16 protein-coding genes, 1 tRNA gene and 2 pseudogenes are annotated in these 18,395 nt (G+C 63.4%); 14 read left to right on the top strand and 5 right to left on the bottom strand.

The window, feature by feature from the left end:
- The first annotated feature begins 5 nt into the window (after nucleotides 1–5).
- The 5 genes and pseudogenes from ABID26_RS34220 to ABID26_RS34200 all read left to right on the top strand — a co-directional run bounded on the left by ABID26_RS34220 (nucleotide 6) and on the right by ABID26_RS34200 (nucleotide 4,420).
- Nucleotides 6–446 carry an MFS transporter gene (locus ABID26_RS34220; RefSeq protein ID WP_126096820.1) on the top strand — a complete coding sequence of 147 codons (441 nt, stop codon included), beginning with the start codon at nucleotides 6–8 and terminating at the stop codon, nucleotides 444–446.
- 237 nt (nucleotides 447–683) lie between these two features.
- The gene (locus ABID26_RS34215) at nucleotides 684–1,844 is read left to right on the top strand and encodes a glycoside hydrolase family 172 protein (protein WP_126096819.1); all 1,161 of its coding nucleotides are present in this window, start codon (nucleotides 684–686) and stop codon (nucleotides 1,842–1,844) included.
- Between the two features lie 264 nt (nucleotides 1,845–2,108).
- Nucleotides 2,109–2,303: pseudogene (locus tag ABID26_RS34210) on the top strand (ATP-dependent Clp protease adaptor ClpS); the annotation flags it as partial.
- Nucleotides 2,304–2,534: 231 nt separating this feature from the next.
- Nucleotides 2,535–3,755 carry an AAA family ATPase gene (locus ABID26_RS34205; RefSeq protein ID WP_245460303.1) on the top strand — a complete coding sequence of 407 codons (1,221 nt, stop codon included), beginning with the start codon at nucleotides 2,535–2,537 and terminating at the stop codon, nucleotides 3,753–3,755.
- A gap of 440 nt (nucleotides 3,756–4,195) precedes the next feature.
- On the top strand, nucleotides 4,196–4,420 hold the full coding sequence (locus ABID26_RS34200; RefSeq protein ID WP_245460160.1) for a hypothetical protein: 225 nt from the start codon (nucleotides 4,196–4,198) through the stop codon (nucleotides 4,418–4,420).
- A 91-nt stretch (nucleotides 4,421–4,511) separates the two neighbouring features.
- On the opposite strand, the gene ABID26_RS34195 is transcribed toward ABID26_RS34200, so the two are convergent.
- Both ABID26_RS34195 and ABID26_RS34190 read right to left on the bottom strand, forming a co-directional pair.
- Complete coding sequence (locus ABID26_RS34195) at nucleotides 4,512–5,237, bottom strand: SDR family oxidoreductase (RefSeq protein ID WP_126096816.1); 726 nt, start codon at nucleotides 5,235–5,237, stop codon at nucleotides 4,512–4,514.
- Between the two features lie 41 nt (nucleotides 5,238–5,278).
- Nucleotides 5,279–6,025, bottom strand: coding sequence for an SDR family NAD(P)-dependent oxidoreductase (locus ABID26_RS34190; protein WP_126096815.1), 747 nt, complete (start codon nucleotides 6,023–6,025; stop codon nucleotides 5,279–5,281).
- Nucleotides 6,026–6,149: 124 nt separating this feature from the next.
- On the opposite strand from ABID26_RS34190, the gene ABID26_RS34185 reads away from it, so the two are divergent.
- Nucleotides 6,150–7,049 (top strand): LysR family transcriptional regulator, encoded by a 900-nt coding sequence (locus ABID26_RS34185; protein WP_126096814.1) that lies wholly within the window; start codon nucleotides 6,150–6,152, stop codon nucleotides 7,047–7,049.
- 215 nt (nucleotides 7,050–7,264) lie between these two features.
- On the opposite strand, the gene ABID26_RS34180 is transcribed toward ABID26_RS34185, so the two are convergent.
- On the bottom strand, nucleotides 7,265–10,090 hold the full coding sequence (locus ABID26_RS34180; RefSeq protein WP_126096813.1) for an ATP-binding protein: 2,826 nt from the start codon (nucleotides 10,088–10,090) through the stop codon (nucleotides 7,265–7,267).
- A 237-nt stretch (nucleotides 10,091–10,327) separates the two neighbouring features.
- Between ABID26_RS34180 and ABID26_RS34175 the strand changes: the two genes are divergently transcribed.
- From ABID26_RS34175 to ABID26_RS34155, 5 genes and pseudogenes are all read left to right on the top strand, one after another.
- The gene (locus ABID26_RS34175) at nucleotides 10,328–10,744 is read left to right on the top strand and encodes an organic hydroperoxide resistance protein (RefSeq protein ID WP_126096812.1); all 417 of its coding nucleotides are present in this window, start codon (nucleotides 10,328–10,330) and stop codon (nucleotides 10,742–10,744) included.
- Nucleotides 10,745–10,801: 57 nt separating this feature from the next.
- Nucleotides 10,802–11,863 carry an alpha/beta fold hydrolase gene (locus ABID26_RS34170; protein WP_126096811.1) on the top strand — a complete coding sequence of 354 codons (1,062 nt, stop codon included), beginning with the start codon at nucleotides 10,802–10,804 and terminating at the stop codon, nucleotides 11,861–11,863.
- Between the two features lie 24 nt (nucleotides 11,864–11,887).
- Nucleotides 11,888–12,400: a cytochrome P460 family protein gene (locus ABID26_RS34165; protein ID WP_126096810.1), complete on the top strand. Its 513-nt coding sequence runs from the start codon at nucleotides 11,888–11,890 to the stop codon at nucleotides 12,398–12,400.
- Between the two features lie 126 nt (nucleotides 12,401–12,526).
- Nucleotides 12,527–13,303 carry an alpha/beta fold hydrolase gene (locus ABID26_RS34160; RefSeq protein ID WP_189521409.1) on the top strand — a complete coding sequence of 259 codons (777 nt, stop codon included), beginning with the start codon at nucleotides 12,527–12,529 and terminating at the stop codon, nucleotides 13,301–13,303.
- A 15-nt stretch (nucleotides 13,304–13,318) separates the two neighbouring features.
- Nucleotides 13,319–13,726, top strand: a pseudogene (locus ABID26_RS34155) (zinc-binding dehydrogenase); the annotation flags it as partial.
- 168 nt (nucleotides 13,727–13,894) lie between these two features.
- Here the strand turns inward: ABID26_RS34155 and ABID26_RS34150 are convergent.
- Both ABID26_RS34150 and ABID26_RS34145 read right to left on the bottom strand, forming a co-directional pair.
- A tRNA-Arg gene (locus tag ABID26_RS34150) sits at nucleotides 13,895–13,971 on the bottom strand.
- 194 nt (nucleotides 13,972–14,165) lie between these two features.
- Complete coding sequence (locus tag ABID26_RS34145) at nucleotides 14,166–15,659, bottom strand: sensor histidine kinase (protein WP_126096809.1); 1,494 nt, start codon at nucleotides 15,657–15,659, stop codon at nucleotides 14,166–14,168.
- Between the two features lie 257 nt (nucleotides 15,660–15,916).
- On the opposite strand from ABID26_RS34145, the gene rpmH reads away from it, so the two are divergent.
- Genes rpmH through yidC form a run of 3 tightly spaced genes read left to right on the top strand, consistent with a single transcriptional unit; the run spans nucleotide 15,917 to nucleotide 18,264 of the window.
- Nucleotides 15,917–16,051 (top strand): 50S ribosomal protein L34, encoded by a 135-nt coding sequence (rpmH, locus tag ABID26_RS34140; protein WP_008833937.1) that lies wholly within the window; start codon nucleotides 15,917–15,919, stop codon nucleotides 16,049–16,051.
- 16 nt (nucleotides 16,052–16,067) lie between these two features.
- Nucleotides 16,068–16,421, top strand: coding sequence for a ribonuclease P protein component (gene rnpA, locus ABID26_RS34135; protein WP_126096808.1), 354 nt, complete (start codon nucleotides 16,068–16,070; stop codon nucleotides 16,419–16,421).
- 13 nt (nucleotides 16,422–16,434) lie between these two features.
- Nucleotides 16,435–18,264: a membrane protein insertase YidC gene (gene yidC / locus ABID26_RS34130; protein ID WP_126096807.1), complete on the top strand. Its 1,830-nt coding sequence runs from the start codon at nucleotides 16,435–16,437 to the stop codon at nucleotides 18,262–18,264.
- The last annotated feature ends 131 nt before the right edge of the window (nucleotides 18,265–18,395 follow it).

Below are 18,395 nucleotides of genomic sequence, written 5' to 3'. Positions count from 1 at the left end.
CCGCAATCCATGGGGGAACCGCCGCACTGTCCGTCCCAGTCGGGGGCTACCTCGCGGATCGCACCGGGAGCCGCAATGCCATGCTGGCGGTTAGCTGCCTCGCCTTCGCGGCACTGGTTCTCGTGCTGTGGCGCGGTTCCGAGACGCTACCCACCTTGGTTGCTCTTGGCTTGGTCTGCGGCCTGCCGGCCGGGGCGATCATGAGCCTGCCGGCACGGGTACTGGAGCCGACGACGCGAGCGCTGGGAATGGGCCTCTTCTACACGGTGTACTACGCCACGATGCTCGTCGCTCCCTGGCTCGGCGGCAAGCTTGCGCTTTGGGCAGGCAGCGCCGGCGCAGCCCTTGGCCTTGGCTCGGCCACGCTTCTGGCGTGTCCGATCCTGCTATGGGGGTTCGAACGCCGGCTGCTCCTGCCGGAGCGGACGATAGCACAGGTGAATTGAGCTCGGGGCCAGCCCGTTCCGGCAAGTTCATCGAGGGCCTAAGTTCACCGATCGACGGCGGGGCGACACCGGGTGCTGCGACAGCGCTCCTGCCGCCTGCGCTGAATTGCACGCCGTGTCTGAGGATTCACGCGGCAACTTGCCGGCACCGCCCATGCTCTTCCCATTCTTCGAGCGGGCAAGATTGCCGAATCCACCTGCGGCTCCAAGTGAGAGGAGATACATAGGAGCAATCCGATGACTCAAGCCGGACTTTCACCGCTGCGCGGCCTCGCCAAGCTTCGCGATGCCAGGACGCGACGCTTTTCCAGCTACGACCGCACCGGCGGCAACGACGACCGTTTGCACATCGAGCCGGGCGAGACCGTGACAATCGCCGAACATGAAGGCGCCGGCATCGTCACCCATATCTGGGCGACGCTGGCCTGCGGCAGCGAAAGCTTCCTGCGCAAGGCCGTGCTGCGCGCCTACTGGGACGGCGAGGGGCAGCCGAGCATCGAGACGCCCATCGGCGACTTCTTCGGCATCGGTCACGCCCGCACGAAGAACTTCGCCAGTCTCCCCGTGCAGGCAAGCCCCGAGGACGGCAAGGGCTTCAACTGCTATTTCCCGATGCCCTTCGCGACCGGCATGAAGATGACGGTCAGCAACGAGGCCGAGCACGAACTGGTGCTCTATTGCTATGTCGACCTCGAACTGCATGACGGGCTGGAGGACGATCTCGGCCGCTTCCACGCGCAGTACCGCCAGGCGCGGCCCGAGGGCATGGCGGAGACCGGCCTCACCAACGAGCAGTTCCTGTTCGGCGGCGAGAACACGGACGGCAAGGACAACTATACGATCCTCGAGGCCGAGGGCCGCGGCCACTATGTCGGCGTGCTGTTCAGCGTCTTTTCGCGCCGGCGTTCCGCGCAGTGGGACTGGTATGGCGAGGGCGACGACATGATCTTCATCGACGGCGAGCCCGGCCTATCGGTGTTCGACCGCAAGCCCGACCCGCGCATCGGCCAGCAAGTGGCGCTGATCGCGCCGCGCGGCGAGAGCGCGCCGGGCGCCAACGACGCCTGGCCGCCGACGCTGCACGGCACCGGCACGGAGGATTATTTCAACACCGCCTGGTGCCCCACCCAGGACTATTCGGCGCCCTATCACGGCGTCATCGCGGCGGGAGGGCCGAACTGGAGCGAGCCGGTCACGCTCTATCGCTGGCATATCGAGGACCCGGTGATCTTCCGCCAACGCATCCGCGTCAGCATCGAGCACGGCCACGCCAACCGGCGCGCCGACGACATCTCGTCGGTCGCCTTCTGGTACCAGGCCGAGCCGCACAAGCCGTTCGCGCCGCTGCCGGCGGTCGCCGAGCGCATTCCGAGTTTCGGCCGCGACGCGGAGGGTTAGGGGGGCGTCGCGACGAAAAGAATTCGGACGACGCGCTTCAGTCTTTGTCTTGATGCATGTCATGTGCCCAAAGCCCTCAGCGCTTTTTGGGCAGCATGCGTAGAATTCTGCCATCACGCCTAGTGCGCGAGCGGGGCCGTCATCAATGCCGGTTTCATTAACCTTTGTCTTCGAGGCATGCGGCAGGTTTAAAGTGCTAATAATTCATGCAACGTGGCGTACATATTGTTGACCTACGGAAGCCCTGAAAAGTGAGCAGCTCCATTGCACAGTACTCCAGCCGACGCAGTCAATTTGCAGCTTATTGTTCACAATGACGACCAGACTCCATGGGAGTTCGTCGTCGATCTCGTTCGCGCGGTCTTCGATCGATCGGAAGCGGAGGCCGAGGCCTTCGCTGCGAAAGTGACGCAGCAGGGAAAGGCCGTGTGCGGCAGCTATCCTCTCGCGGTCGCGAAGGCGATGCTGGAGACGGCACGGCTGCGCATCGAAGCAGCCGGTCACCCGCTTCGCATCACCGCCGTCCCTGGCGGAACAGAAGACGCGACAGCGCCCGACCGTCCAGGACCGGCTTCGCGCAACCAGAAATTCAAATATGCCCATGAGGCAATTGCCTGGCATTTTTCGGGACTGGCGCACGACGAGATCATCGCAACCTCCCGCCAGTTCCCCGGCCATATGCGGGCCGACGTGCAGGTAGCGCTCGATAGACTGTTCTCAACCTCGCCTATTCGCTTCTTCGGTCTCTACGAGCAACATCGCTACGAGACGTTGACCTATGCCGCGCTGACAAAAGACGGGCAGTACGCGGTCACCATCTCGGCGGCGCAATATCAAGATGTCGATATCGGCGAAAGCGACCCAATAAAATGTCTCAACAACGGCTTGTGGCTCAATCGCGATGGCGACCTGCACTACGCGGTCGTGCTGTCCTTTCATCGTGAGTATGGCCGCGAGGCCGGGACCTGCGTCGAGATCGCCGTGCCGGCCGGCGAGCACGGTGTGGCGCTTGTAGGCCGCTGCTTCTCCCAGTTGGAGGCTGCGATCAATACTGCGCGATCCTACCGCGGCAAGGTTCTGTCGCTCGAAACGGAAGAGGACTATCAGGGCCGCTCCAAAGGCGTGATGGTCCATCGACTGCCGGAAGTGCGACGCGAAGCGATCATCCTGCCGGAGCGGACTCTGAAGCTTCTCGAACGCAACGTGATCCGGTTCATAGAGAGCCGGGAAGCACTGAGACGGCTTGGGCAATCGACGCGCAAGGGCATCCTGCTTTACGGTCCGCCGGGCACCGGCAAAACGCACACCATTCGCTACCTCGCCGCCAATCTCCCTGGCCATACGACGCTCATCATAACAGCCGGCCAGATGGGCCTGCTGTCGCAATACATGACTCTGGCGCGCCTGCTGCAGCCGGCTATGGTGGTGATCGAGGACGTGGACCTTATTGCCCGCGACCGCGAGAATATGGGAGGTCCATGTGAGGAGTCCCTCCTCAACACCTTGCTCAACGAGATGGACGGGCTAAAGGACAATGCCGACATCCTGTTTGTCCTTACCACCAACCGGCCCGAGCAGCTTGAAGGTGCGCTGACAGGGCGGCCGGGACGTATCGACCAGGCCATCGAGGTGCCGCTGCCGGATGACGACTGTCGGGAGAAGCTCGTGCGCCTTTATGGCGGCGGGCTGAAACTTTCCGACAAGATCGTGGCCGAAGCTGTGGCCCGCACAAAAGGTGTCAGCGCAGCCTTCATCAAGGAGCTTATGCGCCGTACCGCGCAAACAAGCATCATGCGTGGCGACGGAAAGGCTGTGACGCCGAAAGATCTCGCCGAGGCCCTGGACGACATGCTTTTCACGGGCGGCAGGCTCAACGTCAAGTTGCTCGGCGGAGCAGCAGACGGACCATGACGCGCTTAGCCGCATCTGAATTTCAGGCCGCGTCGTTCAAGCGGCGATTTTTGGACCAAACGTCAATGCGCCGACATCGAGGTTCCGGAGACAACAGGGCTTTTGCGCGCCCAGTCCCGGCACAGCGCGATCCAAAAGTTCGTGGCATCGAAGAAGGGCCGGCCCTTGTGTGCGGTTGATACGTATCCTGACATGAATGGGCGAACCTTCGTGCTACGGTGCAGGTGGTTTCATGGCACCCAATCTTGCCTGCCATGAAGTGAAGAGGAGAATTCACCACGTCCAGGATCAGCCGCCGCGCTCTGCTCTTTCATTCCAGCAGCGCTGTTGTCGCCTCGACGGTTGCGGCAGCGGCTCCCGCCACAGAGCCACCGCGCCAAGACCGAGAAACGTCCCGCGAACTGCGTGCACTGATTGAGGCGCACACGACAGCATACGCGGTGTTTGGCAAGGCCGTCCATGAAATGGGTGGAAGCAGCCGCAACTGGGACAGAGCCAGCCGAGCAGAGGAAAAGGCTCTGCTGGCCATCTGCGCCTACCCGGCGGTCAGCGAAGGCGATCGCTTGGCCAAGGCCCGATATCTGCTGGAGATCGAGGCGCGCGGCGAACTCGACCTGCCGGAGCACATGCAGGCTATTCTCCGCTCAACAATGTGGAAGGCATGAGACTGACCGGCACGCAACCGGTCAGTCTCTATAAGATCACTCGAAGCTCGCCGGCTGGCATCAGCGACAAATCAGCGGGCGAAACGCGCCTCTATCTCTGTGCGACAGGACGGACGGTGATCTCGTTGACGCCGACCTCCCGCGGCTGCTCGATGGCATAGAGCACCGCCCGCCCGATCGCCTCCGGTTCGATGGCGTTGCGGCGGTACTCCACCATCGCCCGGGCGGCTGCTTCGTCCGTGATCGTGCCTGCGAGCTCGGACCGCGTCACGCCGGGATAGATGCAGGTGGCGCGGATCGTCTCGTTCTCCTGGCGCAACCCGTCTGTGATAGCCCGCACAGCGAACTTGGTGGCGCTGTAGACGGCCGAGGTCGGCACCACCTCGAAGCTGCCGACCGAGCCGATATTGACGACGTGGCCGCTCCCCTGCGCCTGCATCACCGGCAGGACGGCCGCGATGCCGTGAAGGACGCCGCGGATGTTGACGTCGATCATCCGATCCCATTCCTCGACCTTCAGCGCGGCGAGGGGCGACAGCAGCATCACCCCGGCATTGTTGACGAGGACGTCGATCCGGCCGAACCGCTGCCGCGCCTCGGCGACGAGGGCTTCCATGCTGGCGCGTTCGGTGACGTCGAGGGCGCGGGCGGCGGCCTGGCCGCCCTTCGCCTCGATCTCCTCGACGAGCGTGGCGAGCCGTTCGGTCCGCCGCGCGCCCAGCATGAGGGTGGCGCCGGCGTCGGCGAGGACACGCGCGGTGGCCTCGCCGATGCCGCTGGAAGCGCCGGTGATGAGCACGACCTGGTCTATGGACATGATGGTCTCCTGTATTGTGTTTGATGTGACGGGCCGAGCGCTCACTGCGCCGTGTAGCCGCCGTCGACGAAGAGCTGCGCCCCGGTGATGAAGCTCGAGGCGGGGGAAGCGAGGAAGGCGATGGCCTCGGCCACCTCCTCCGGGCGGCCGATGCGCCCGATCGGGTGCGCGTCGCCGAAGCTGCGCAGCATTTCCCGGCCGTTCTCGACCACGCCTTCCATGATGTCGGTGTCGATGACGCCGGGCAGGACCACGTTGCAGCGGATGCCGCGGCGGCCGTACTCGACCGCGACGATGCGGGCGAGCTGCGCCGAGGCCGCCTTGGAGGAGGCATAGGCCGCCTGCGTCGGGAACGCCGTCGTCGCCGAGAGCGAGGCGTTGATGACGACGGCGCCGCCCTCCTCCATCAGCGGCACCGCCGCCCGGATCGTGACGAAGGCGCCGCGGGCGTTGATCTGGAAGATGCGGTCGTATTCCTCGACCGAGGTTTCGGTCAGCGGCTTGTTGAGGGTTCGTCCGGCATTGCTGACGACGATGTCGAGCCGGCCGAAGCGCTCGCGGGCGAGATCGACCGAACGCCGGGCAAGGCCCTCGTCCGAGACGTCGCCCACCAGCGTGGCAACGTCGCGGGCTTCGAGCGCTTGGACCTCGTCGGAGAGGTCGGAGGCGACGATCCTGGCGCCGCGGGCACGCAGCAGGTCGAGCGTGGCGCGTCCGATGCCGCGACGCGCGCCGGTCACGAGCGCCACCTTGCCGGTCAGGTCATAGGTATTGGGCAGATTGGTCATTGCTGTCTCCATGGTGCTGGCGGAGCGCACCCGTGCGCCCACCATCGATGCCCGGGAGATAGCAATCGCTCGCTGTCGATATAACTTGCCGCGAACTGGACCTTATGGTTAGGAACACTAACCAATGCAGATCGATCTCAACCTCCTCACCCTGTTCGCCGCGGTGGCGGAGACGGGCAATTTCCGCGCCGCGGCCGACCGGCTTGGGGTAACGCGCTCGGCGGTAAGCCAAGGCGTGCGGCGCCTGGAGACCGCGCTCGGCCAAGCGCTGTTCCTGCGCACCACCCGCAGCGTGCGCCTGACCGAGGCGGGCGAGCGCTTCCTGGCCCAGGTCTCGGCGCCATTGGCCGAGATCGCGAACGCCCTCGAAGCGGCGTCCGGCTCGGCGGAGCAGCCCCGCGGTCTCCTGCGGATCGCTGCCACCTCGATCGCCGAGGAGTTCCTGTCCGGGCCGCTGATCGCCTCCTTCAGCGAGGCGCATCCCGGCGTCACCCTCGACGTGACGGTGACCGATCTGGAATTCGACATCATCGCGGCCGGCTTCGACGCCGGCGTGCGCCTCGGCGAGGTCATCGAACGCGACATGATCGCGGTGCCGCTGACGGGCGACCAGCGCCAGGTCGCGGTGGCGACGCCGCACTATCTCGCGCGCCACGGCACGCCAGAGCATCCGCGCGACCTCGTCCACCACCGCTGCATCGGCTGGCGGCCGCAGCCGCACACCGCACCTTATCGCTGGGAATTCGAGAAGGACGGCCGCGCCTTCGACGTCTCGGTCGAACCGCAGATCACCACCAACGACATGTTCCTGATGATCCGCACCGCGCTCGCCGGCGGGGGCATTACCTTCGGCATGGAAGAAACCTTCCGGTCCCATCTCGAGCGCGGCGAGCTCGTCTCGATCCTCTCCGACTGGCTGCCGCCCTTCGCCGGCTTCTTCCTGTACTTCCCCAGCCGCCACACCGTGACGCCGAAGCTGAGGGCGCTCATCGACCATGTGCGACACTATCGCCACCGATCTTAGGCGCGGCGCGGTACCTGCGACCGGCGGCCACTTGCCTGTCGTTCGTCTCCCCAGTGCTTAGTCGGCCTGGGAAGGGGGCGGCGAATTCCCGCTCGCGCAGCTTCGAACCTTGCAGGACCTATCCAACGTAGCCGCATTTGGATTTCGGGCCACGTCGCTCAAGGGGCGATATTTGGACTAAACGTTAATGTGCCGACGTCGGTAGGCTGCCATCTCTAGCGCAGCGTCGCCAGCAGGCGTGCGGCAGACTTCAGATCAGCCGTATCCAAGCCCTCCGCGAAACGCTCGAACAGCGGTTGGAGTAAAGCTCGGGCGCTTTCGTATTGGCTGCGGGCGCCCAGAAGAGTAGCCAGGTCCATCGCGGCGCGCAGCTCCCACCCCCGTGCGCCATGACCGCGGCTCATTTCGAGCGACCGCCTGAGATACAATTCCGCCTCGTCATCAGCACCCGGCTTCGTCACGCGGACGAGGTTTGCCTTCCCCCGCAGCAACTCCGGCATGTAGCAAAGATCCCCATTTGCCTCGACCGATCGGATTGTCCCGTTGACTAGTGCGAGGGCTTCCGCGAATCGGCCCGTCGCGGCGAAGCCTTGAACGAGCGCGATGCTGAGCGGCGTTGTGAGCAGTTCGTATGGGGCTGCATGAAGGTCCTGAAGAACGCGTTGCAGGCTCCGAACCCCGCTTTCTGCATCGCCTCGACGAATGGCGAGCTCTCCTTGGAAGCCTCGCCCGACTGTGAGGTAAGGCCTTAGAGAGTGCAGCTCGGCGCAGGAGAAAAGACGATCGATGTGCTCCTCCGCGCGGTCGAAATCACCGACCCAGACCAACACGGAAACTGCCCAGACCAGAGCGATGGAGAGCGTTAGCGGATGGTCCAAGGTTTCCGCATCCTTGACTGTCAGCAGCGCACGCTCCACCGCCCGATCCGGATAGCCTTGCAGCCAGAGTGTCCGGGCCAGAATCGCGTCGGCGAGAATTCTGCCGTCAAAGCCGAGATAGTTCGTCGTGGTCCGGTCAGAGCGAGGGCCACATCGCAGCGCCTCTTCGAGCGCAGTCCGCGCACGGCCATGCTCCCCGTTCAGATGAAGCGAGATTCCCATCAACGAGTGCGCCAATGTCGTGGACACGGAGTCCTTGATAGCGCCAGCGATGACGGAGCAGCGCTCCGCATAGCGGAGCGCCGTCCTGAATCCTCCCGTGCGCAGGTGGAACATCTGCAATGGACCCAAAACCTGAAGCTGATCGAGCGCATTGCCTCGCTCCTCGGCAATGGCGAAGCTTCTGTTCAATGCCGCACGCGCAGCGTCCTGTCCTCCGCGCGTGAACATCAGGGATACACCCGAGGCCGCCTGAAGACGCATCTCGTCGGGCCCTCCATGTGTGCTGTTGTCGAGAGCGAGAATTGCCTGGGCAGCCCAGCGGTGGCATTCGGTGAGCAAGGACATCGACAGGAAGACCGGAGCTGCGGCAGTGGCAAGCCGGATGCCGAGCTGAGTGTTCCCGTTTGGCCCGAAGCACCATTCCAAGGCCGCTCGCACATTCGCAATGCCGGCGAGGTGAAGAGCGCGCTGCGCCGCGCTCGACAAGGTCGGCCATTCAGTTCCAGTCTCCTCCAGCCATCGCAGATAGTAGGTGACGTGGCGGGCGGCCAGCTCCGTGAGTTCGGCATCATGGACGTCGAGTTGGAGGGCATAGGCCCGCGTCGTATCGAGCAGCCGATAACGCATTGTTGCGCCGGCCGGTCTTGCCGCGATCATCGACTTGGCTACGAGGCTGTCGATGGCACCAAACACCAGAGTCTCGTCAGCGGTGGGGCTCGTCACGATCGCCAGGGCGGCCTCAATCGAAAAGTGGCCAACGAACACGGCGAGCCGGCGAAGCACCAGACGCTCGAACTCGGACAGAAGCCCGAAGCTCCAGTCCAAGGTGGCCTGGAGGGTCTTCTGGCGCGGCGGGGCGGTGCGCTGCCCCGGCCACAGCAGGGTCAGCCGCTCGTCGAGAAGGGCCGCGGTCTTATGAAGGCCGTAGCTCGCAACCCGTCCGGCCGCCAGCTCGATCGCGAGCGGCATGCCGTCAAGCTTCCGGCATATTTTGGCCACGACCTTGGCATCCGCATCGTCGAGATCGAGGCGAGCGCCGCTCGCCGCGGCGCGTTCCACGAACAGCTGGGATGCAGGGAAGCCCTGCGCAACTGACGCCGTGAGCTCCGGATCGTCCGGCGGGTATGCCAGCGGCGCCAGCTTGTAAACGTTCTCCCCTTCGACCAGAAGCGGCTCGCGACTCGTCGTGAGGATGTGAGTCTGCGGCGTGTCGGCGAAGATACGGGTTGCCAGGACTGCAGCCGCATCGATGACATGCTCGCAGGTATCGAGGATCACGAAGGTCCGCCGCCCCGCGAGATAGGCGATCAGCTCGGAGATGGCGTCGTCGGACTGTGGTGACAACCCCAGCGTCGAGGCCACCGTTGTTGCGACCAGGCTGGGATCGCCGAGCGCGCCTAGATCGACGAAGTGCACGGCGCCGGCGAACATCTCGATCAGATCATGCCCGACCGCCACCGCAACAGTGGTCTTGCCGACCCCACCCGTGCCGACGATTGTGACGAAGCGCGTGGCAATGAGCTGGGTTGAAAGCGCGATGGCATCATCGACTCGACCCACCATACGAATGAGCCGGCTTGGTAGATTGGCGTGATAGCTGGCGGCGACCTCGCTGTGCACATCGTTTCGACTGCCTGATCGCGAGATCGGTGCCACAAAGCAGTAGCCTCGTCCGGCCAAGGTAGCGATGTAGCGCGCGCCCTCCTTGCCATCGCCTAAGGCTTTTCGCAGGTTGGCCATGTGAAATCGCAGGCTACCCTCCTCCACAGTGACATCGGGCCAGACATGAGCCAACAGATCCTTCTTGCTGACGACCTCGTTTGGGCGGGCAGCTAAAATGGTCAGGATGTCGAAGGCGCGTGCGCCTAGGTCAACCGGCGCGCCCTGGCGCAGGAGGAGCCGTTCGTTCGCAACCAGAGTGAAAGGACCAAACGATATCATGTCGCTTGTCGCGGCTCCGATCGTATCATGGAGTCATCCTTCGCCTGATTGAGGAGGATCCCGGCTCGCAGAAGGGCTTTCCCTCAGGACAGATTCGCGCCGAGTGACGATCTGCGGCGAGACTTGCTGCTGCTGGCGAGCACTAACAGCTCCTCATAACGCATAACGGGCCAGCAGGGCGACATCTCTCTATGTGTCGAAGCAGCACAGCCTTCCATCGACCAACGGAGAGTGATCATGCCCGCACAAACAAAACGGCTCTACACTGGCAAAGTCCGCACTACCGGCGGTCGGGACGGAGCATCCCGCAGCTCCGACGGGAGGCTGGATATCCGGCTCTCGACACCCGGAGGTCAGGGCAGCGGCACCAATCCGGAACAGCTGTTTGCGGCCGGCTGGTCGGCCTGCTTCGAGGGAGCGATGGCGATCGCCGCCCGTAAGATGAACGTCGCGCTGCTTGCCGGCACAGCAATCGACGCCGAGGTGGATCTGAACGTCGATGAAGGTGCCTACTTCCTCAGCGCACGCCTCAATGTGAGCCTGCCGGGTCTCGACCGCGACGTCGCACGAGCGGTCGTCGACGCGGCCCATCAGACCTGTCCCTACTCGAAGGCCACACGCGGCAACATCGATGTCGAAATTAACCTGATCTAGCCTCGATCCCGACTGTCGGTCGGCCCTGACGAAACCTCACAGCAAGGCGGTGCAGCAATGAATGCAATCAGAACTCCGGAAGACATCGACCATTCCCGCCGGCGACTGTTCGGCATCGCCGCCGCGACCTTGGCGGCTGCGCAACTCGGCGCGATCAGTGGTGCGAGCGCACAAGGGGGCGATCCGGAAGACATCGCCTCAGGCTCCATAAAGCCGCGGACTTCATTTGCGTCGCTGAAGCAAATCGACGCGGGCCTGCTGAAGGTTGGATATGCCGAGGACGGCCCTTCGGACGGCCCTCCAGTCATCCTTCTGCACGGCTGGCCCTATGACATCTACAGCTATGCCGACGTCGTACCGCTGCTTGCGGATGCAGGTTACCGCGTGATCGTGCCCTATCTGCGCGGTTACGGCACGACGCGCTTCCTGTCGGACGCTACCGTCCGAAACGGCCAGCAGGCGGCACTTGCCGTCGACCTCATCGCCATGATGGATGGCCTCGGGATTCAGAAGGCGGTCGTTGCGGGCTACGACTGGGGGGCACGGACCGCCAACATCGTCGCCGCGCTCTGGCCGGAGCGCTGCAAGGCCATGGTGTCTGTCAGCGGATATCTGATCGGCAGTCAGGCGGCCAACATGGCGCCGCTGCCACCGCAGGCCGAGCTCCAATGGTGGTATCAGTTCTATTTCGCCACCGAACGTGGCCGTGCAGGCTATGCGAAAAATACGGCCGACTTCGCCAAGCTGATCTGGAGGCTCGCCTCCCCGCAGTGGAAGTTCGACGATGCCACCTTCGCCTTGAGTGCGGCAGCCTTCGCCAATCCGGACCATGTCGACATCGTCATCCACAATTACCGGTGGCGTCTCGGCCTCGCCGCAGGCGAACCCAAATACGACGACCTGGAAAAACAGCTCGCCACGTCTCCAATGATCGGCGTGCCGACGATTACGATGGAGGGCGACGCCAATGGCGCGCCGCATCCGGACCCCGGCGTCTACGCCAAGCGATTTTCCGGCAAGTACGAGCACCGGCTGATCACGGGCGGCATCGGTCACAACCTGCCGCAGGAGGCACCACAGGCCTTCGCCCAGGCAGTCATCGACGTCAACCGGTTCTAGCCACTCGACAGAAGGAACATTGCAATGAGACGCGTTAATCTCGCATTGGCCGTGCTGGCGGCGATCTTCGTCACTGCGGCGGGTGATGCGCTTGGAGCCGGCGCGGGTTCGGAGGCGACGAATGCGTCGCCGATCTATGGCGTGACAATCCCCGACGGTTACCGAGGCTGGAAACTGGTCGCCCCGGCGTTGGAAGCGGACCCGCTGAACGAGCTTCGTGCAGTCGTCGGCAATTCGGTTGCAATCGAAGCTTATCGTGCTGGCACGCTGCCGTTCCCGGACGGCACTGTTCTCGTCAAGCTGGCATGGAAGCGGGTGCAATCGCCCGAATTTGAACCCGCTTCTGTTCCCGGGGCAGCGACGACCGTCCAAGTCATGGTCAAGGATTCGAAGAAATATGCGGCCACGGGCGGGTGGGGCTTCGGCAGGTTCGTCGACGGCAAACCGGTCGATGAGGCTCAGCACCAGACCTGCTTCGCTTGCCATGAGGCGCGCGTTCGGGGACACGACCATGTCTTCACGCGTTACGCGCCGTAACCAGGACCGATCCATGGATTCCCGCGGGAGACCAGAGGCCTGCGGCCATTGCCGGAGAAATCCGGTCTTCCCATCGCCTGGCCGGCCCAGTCGGCCGATTCAATCAACCATGAAGGAACATGTCGGATGAAAATACTATTTGCAGCCTTGGCAATTGCCAGCGCCTTGTTCGGCAATGCATATGCGCAGACCAACAAACCCACCGTCGTTTTGGTTCATGGCGCATTCGCCGATTCGTCGAGCTGGAACGGCGTCGTTAAAATCCTGGAGAAGGATGGCTATCCCGTCGTAGCTGTCGCTAATCCGCTGCGTGGCGTCAAAAGTGACGCCGGCTACGTCGCCGACATCCTTGGTTCTATCAAATCGCCTGTTGTCCTCGTTGGCCATTCCTACGGCGGCTCCGTCATCAGCGACGCGGCCGAAGGCCATGCGAACGTCAAGACGCTGGTCTATGTCGCGGCCTTCGCGCCTGATGCGGGCGAGACCGCCGTGCAACTCGCCGGCAAATTTCCCGGCAGCACGCTCGGTCCGACCCTCGCGCCGCCGGTCACCCTGTCAAGTGGAGGCAAGGATCTCTACATCCAGCAGGAAAAATTCCACGATCAGTTCGCCGCCGACGTCCCCGAAGCCGAAGCCAGACTGACGGCCGCGGGGCAGAGGCCTATCGCAGAAGCTGCGCTGAATGAAATCCAAACTGAAGCAGCGTGGAAAAAGCTTCCGACCTGGTTCATCTACGGAGACGGCGACAAGAACATACCGGCGGAAGCCTTGGCTTTCATGGCTGCTCGGGCCCACTCGCGGGATACCGTGGTTATCAAGGGCGCCTCGCATGTGGTGATGGTGTCGCACCCCGAATCCGTAGCGCGACTGATCGAGAAGGCCGCTACGGAGGCATCACGATGAAAGCGGTCGTAATGGCTACTCAAGGATACCAAAGGGCAGTTCGCGCAAGAGGTGCTTCGCCTGTCCGGCGGCGACGGCGTCCACGTCGTCTATGACGGCTCAGGGCCGAAAACCTTCCAGGGATCGCTCGACTCACTGCGCCGTTCCGGCACTTTCTGCTGGTACGGCCCGGCGCTCGGCGGTCCCGGTCCGCTCGATATCATGAGCCTGCCGAAGAGCATCAAGATCGGCTATGCCGTCTTCTCCGATCATATCCACACTCCGGCACTCCTTCACGCTCGCTCCAGTCAGCTATTCGACTGGATAACAAGCGAAAAGCTGAAGGTTAGGATCGGCGGCATCTACCCGCTTGCCGAGGCAGCACAGGCGCATGCCGACATGGAAAGCCGCGCCACGACAGGCAAGCTTCTGCTCATCCCGTAATCTCTGGCATTTTCCAGAAAGCGCAGCAAAAGGTCCCGCAATTGCTTTGACTGCCATCCGTCCCTCTCGGCACAAGGGTGATGCCTCGTATGCTGACGAGAAGACCTCGCGCTCGGCAGACCAATTTCTCTCTCTGGTCTGCGGCGCCCTGCTAAGTCCTTGAAATTATGGCGCGCCCGAAGAGATTCGAACTCCTGACCCCCAGATTCGTAGTCTGGTGCTCTATCCAGCTGAGCTACGGGCGCGCATCAGGCCGTGTAAGACACACAAGCCCCGCGACCCAGTCAAAAAGACCGGCCGCGAAATGTGGAGTGTTCCCTAACGACTGAATTTGCGAAAAGCAAGCCGATCCGGCAAAAGTTTTGTCGCAGGTGTTTTGCCAATGTGGAGGTGTGGCGAGATTCAGGTCAGGCCGGCCTCACCTGAATCGTGGCACACCTCAGGCAGGTCGGCGCAAACTTCCGCGCGCCTGGTCGAGCCGCACCGGCTGGTCGGGGATGGTGACGGCGAAGACCGTGCGGCCGCCGATCGATTCGACAAGCTCCACCGTGCCGCCATGGGCGCGGACCAGCTCATGGGCGATCGCAAGACCCAGCCCGGTGCCGCCGCTGCGCGCCGAGCCGCGGAAGGCCGCGAAAAGGTTCTCGCGCGCCTTGGGCGGCAGGCCGGGCCCGGTGTCGGTGACGGTGATGCGGCTGACGCTGCCCGAGCGCTCGGCCGAGACGGCGAGACGGCGGACCACCGCGCTCTCGGTATCGGCTGCCATCGCCTGCACCGAATTGCGGCAGAGATTGGTGAGCACGCGGAACAGCTGGTCGGAATCGGCATCGACCTCGAAGGTGAGATCGACGGCATTGATGAACTCGATGCCTTCCTCGATGTCGAGCAGGCCGTGCACGTCGTCGACCAGCTGGCGCAGCCGCAAGCGGCGGCGCGACGGCGCCGGCTCCTGCGTGCGGCCATAGGCGAGCACGCCTTCCGAATAGGCGACGGCGCGGTCGAGCGCGCGAAGGAGCTTCGGCGCGAAAGACTGCACGGTCGGGTCCTTCACCTGGCGCAGGCGATCCGACATCAGCTGCGCGGAAGCGAGGATGTTGCGCATGTCGTGGTTGATCTTCGACACCGCGAGGCCGAGATCGGCGAGGTGCTTCTGCTCGGAAAGCATCTTCTGCAGCCGGTCCTGCATCTGCGCCAGCTCGCGCTCGGCGACGCCGATCTCGTCGGAACGCTCCGTCGGGCAGATTATTCGCCCGGGATCGTCAGGCGCCTCGGAGAAGGACAGGATCGAGCGCGTCATGGTGCGGATCGGGCCGATCATGATCAGGTCGATCGCCGCGTAGACGAGCATGGCGGTGAACAGCGAGATCAGCAGCGAGACGACGGCGACGTTGCGCGAATAGCGCAGCATCGCGTTGCGCAGACTGTAGTCCGGCATGATCAGCTCGAATTCCTTGTCGCTGTCGCCGACCGGCCCGAAGACTCGCAGCATTCGGTTGCCGCCGGCGAACAGTGTCTCCAGCGCGCCGGTCATGCCGTTGACGAGGCCGACATTGGCGATGTCGACATGCTCGTCGACCTTCGGCGGCATGTCGGCCACGACCAGAAGCCGCGAGACGCCGCCGTCGCGCACCGCGATCGCCTTGGCGCCGATCGCCATCAGCACGTCGTTCTGGGCGGTGTGCGACAGCGAGTTGGGCTCGCCCTGCAACAAGACGATCGACACGGCGGCGGCGGTGCTCAGCCGTTCCTTCAGCCAGTTCACCCGGTAGCTGGCGATCCAGGGCAGGAAGATCAGGATTTCGGCGAGCAGCACGAAGACGATGGTGAGCAAAAGAAGCTTCGTCGACAGGCCGCGCGACAACGGCACCCGGCGCGGCGAACTCACCGTCTCCGGGCGTGCCTTTTCATCCGTGGACAGGACTTCACTCGTCATGACGCGGTCTTCACGAAGGCTTGATCGGTCAAGATTATGCGATTTGCGGCTTTTTTGCCAATTTCGCCTCTGGCCCCGTGAAAAAAATGCTCCTGGACGGGCCGGATTGACTTCCAAAAACCTTCTTTCTATAAGCCCGCTCACGCTCGGGCCATTCGTCCCGGCGCGGTTTCGATCGCGCCTAACACCGGCCCGGCCAAGCTCCTGTTACAGAGTGACAGAATCAAGAAGGGCCGCACGCCGCGGTATTAAAACAAATGAAGCGTACCTACCAACCGTCCAAACTCGTCCGCAAGCGCCGGCACGGTTTCCGTGCCCGCATGGCCACCAAGGGTGGTCGCGGCGTCGTTGCCGCCCGCCGCAACCGCGGCCGCAAGCGGCTCAGCGCCTGAACGAAAGACGAGATCGTTGCCCGCAACCGGCAAGCCAAAGGGACAGGTTCCCGGGCGGCTTCTGAAACGCGCGGACTTCCTGGCTGTGCGCGGCGGCGAGAAGCGCCGCGGGCGGCTTTTTCTCGTCGAGGTTCTCGACCGTGGCGACGTTTCTGCGCCGCGCGTCGGCTACACCGTCACCAAGAAGGTCGGCAACGCCGTGGTGCGAAACCGCGTCCGGCGGCGGCTGAGAGAAGCCGTGCGCACGCATGCCGCCGATGACATGGCGCCCGGCAATGACTATGTCATCGTCGGGCGCGAAGACGTGCTTGCCATTCCGTTCGGCCAGTTGAAGGCCGAGCTTTCCCGCCGGCTGCGCGGAACACGATAGGCCAAGGCTTTCGATGGAAAACAACCGCAATTTCTTCATCACCATCGCGCTGTCGGTGCTGATCCTGACGCTGTGGCAGGTGTTCTACATGAACCCGCGCATGGAGCAGCAGCGCGAGACGGCACGCATCGAACAGCAGCGCGCCGAGGCGCAGAAGAAGGAAGCGGGCGGCGGCGCCAATTCCGGCGCCGCCGGAACGCCGGCCCCGGCTCCGGGCGCCATTCCCAATGCGCCGGGCGCCGAGAGCGCGACGCCGCAGAATCTGGAGCAGGCGCTCGCGGCAACCACGCGCGTCAAGATCGATACGCCGAGCCTGTCCGGTTCGATCAACCTCACCGGCGCACGCCTCGACGATCTCAAGCTCAAGCACTACACCGAGACGGTCGACAAGAATTCGCCTGAGATACAGCTTCTCAACCCGGAGCCGTTGCCCAACGGATATTTCGCCGAGATCGGCTTCGTCGGCGACAGCAATGTCGGCACGCTGCCCGGGCCGAAGACGGTGTGGAACGTCGACGGCAATGCGACACTGAGCCCCTCGACGCCGGTGACGCTCACCTTCACCAACGACAAGGGGCTGGTCTTCAAGCGCACCTTCTCGGTCGACAACGACTATATGTTCACGGTTTCCGATACCGTCCAGAACACTGGCGGCGCTGCCGTCTCGCTGTTCAACTACGGCCGCGTCGCCCGCTTCGACAAGCCGGCGGTCGCCAGCACCTACGTGCTGCATGAAGGCCTGATCGGCGTTACCGGCAGCGAAGGCCTGCAGGAGCACAAATACGCGGCGATCGAGAAGGACAAGCAGTACAAGCCCGGAAAGTCGACCGACGGCTGGCTCGGCATCACCGACAAATACTGGGCGGTGACGTTGATTCCCTCGGAGAAGCAGCCGTTCCAGCCCAACTACTCCTATGTCGACATCAACAACGGGCTTCGCCACAGCTACCAGTCCGACTACATGACCGATGCGATCACGGTCGCGCCTGGGCAATCGACGACGGTCGAGACGGAGATCTTTGCCGGAGCCAAGGAAGTCGCCAAGGTCAATGCCTACGCGCAGGACCGCAACATCCGGCTGTTCGATCGGCTGATCGATTGGGGTTGGTTCATCTGGATAACCAAGCCGATGTTTTACCTCATCGACACGCTGTACAAATTCTTCGGCAATTTCGGGCTGGCGATTCTGGCCACCACCGTCATCGTCAAGGCCATCTTCTTCCCGCTCGCCAACAAGTCCTACGCGTCGATGGCGAACATGAAGAAGGTGCAGCCGAAGATGCTGGAAATCCGCGAGAAATACGCGGACGACAAGATGAAGCAGCAGCAGGCGATGATGGAGCTCTACAAGACCGAGAAGATCAATCCGCTGGCCGGCTGCTGGCCGGTGGCGCTGCAGATCCCGGTCTTCTTCTCGCTCTACAAGGTGCTCTACATCACCATCGAGATGCGGCATGCGCCGTTCTTCGGCTGGATCCACGACCTTGCCGCGCCCGATCCGACCTCGCTGTTCAATCTGTTCGGCCTGCTGCCGTTCGCAGCACCCGCCTTCCTGCCGCATATGGGCGCCTGGGCGGTGGTGATGGGCATCACCATGTTCCTGCAGATGCGGATGAACCCGGCGCCGCCGGACCCGACGCAGGCCGCGGTCTTCACCTGGATGCCGGTGATCTTCACCTTCATGATGGGCAGCTTCCCTGCCGGTCTCGTCATCTACTGGGCCTGGAACAACCTGCTCTCGATCCTGCAGCAGGGCGTGATCATGAAGCGCCAGGGTGCCAAGATCGAATTGTGGGACAATCTGGCGGCGCTGTTCCGCAAGAAACCATCGCCGGCGGAATAGCCGGCACCCGACCCGACAACAAAGACCCCGGCACGTTGAACTGACCCCCGAAAGTTGGACACAACCTTCGGGGGTTTTGCATGTCCAAACACAGTGCGCGTTTCAAGCGCTCGGTTGTCGATAGCTATTTG

It is taken from the genome of Mesorhizobium shonense (assembly GCF_040545255.1).
Classification (GTDB): domain Bacteria; phylum Pseudomonadota; class Alphaproteobacteria; order Rhizobiales; family Rhizobiaceae; genus Mesorhizobium; species Mesorhizobium shonense.
The sequence above is the reverse complement of the archived record's forward strand: the minus strand, read 5'-3'. Positions and strand labels throughout refer to the sequence as shown.

Excerpts from the sequence above, each read along its gene's own strand:
- ABID26_RS34215 (WP_126096819.1), top strand. The coding sequence starts at position 684 with ATGACTCAAGCCGGACTTTCACCGCTGCGCGGCCTCGCCAAGCTTCGC.
- ABID26_RS34195 (WP_126096816.1), bottom strand. The coding sequence starts at position 5,237 with ATGTCCATAGACCAGGTCGTGCTCATCACCGGCGCTTCCAGCGGCATC.
- ABID26_RS34190 (WP_126096815.1), bottom strand. The coding sequence starts at position 6,025 with ATGACCAATCTGCCCAATACCTATGACCTGACCGGCAAGGTGGCGCTC.
- ABID26_RS34185 (WP_126096814.1), top strand. The coding sequence starts at position 6,150 with ATGCAGATCGATCTCAACCTCCTCACCCTGTTCGCCGCGGTGGCGGAG.
- ABID26_RS34180 (WP_126096813.1), bottom strand. The coding sequence starts at position 10,090 with ATGATATCGTTTGGTCCTTTCACTCTGGTTGCGAACGAACGGCTCCTC.
- ABID26_RS34175 (WP_126096812.1), top strand. The coding sequence starts at position 10,328 with ATGCCCGCACAAACAAAACGGCTCTACACTGGCAAAGTCCGCACTACC.
- ABID26_RS34170 (WP_126096811.1), top strand. The coding sequence starts at position 10,802 with ATGAATGCAATCAGAACTCCGGAAGACATCGACCATTCCCGCCGGCGA.
- ABID26_RS34165 (WP_126096810.1), top strand. The coding sequence starts at position 11,888 with ATGAGACGCGTTAATCTCGCATTGGCCGTGCTGGCGGCGATCTTCGTC.
- ABID26_RS34160 (WP_189521409.1), top strand. The coding sequence starts at position 12,527 with ATGAAAATACTATTTGCAGCCTTGGCAATTGCCAGCGCCTTGTTCGGC.
- ABID26_RS34145 (WP_126096809.1), bottom strand. The coding sequence starts at position 15,659 with ATGACGAGTGAAGTCCTGTCCACGGATGAAAAGGCACGCCCGGAGACG.
- rpmH (WP_008833937.1), top strand. The coding sequence starts at position 15,917 with ATGAAGCGTACCTACCAACCGTCCAAACTCGTCCGCAAGCGCCGGCAC.
- yidC (WP_126096807.1), top strand. The coding sequence starts at position 16,435 with ATGGAAAACAACCGCAATTTCTTCATCACCATCGCGCTGTCGGTGCTG.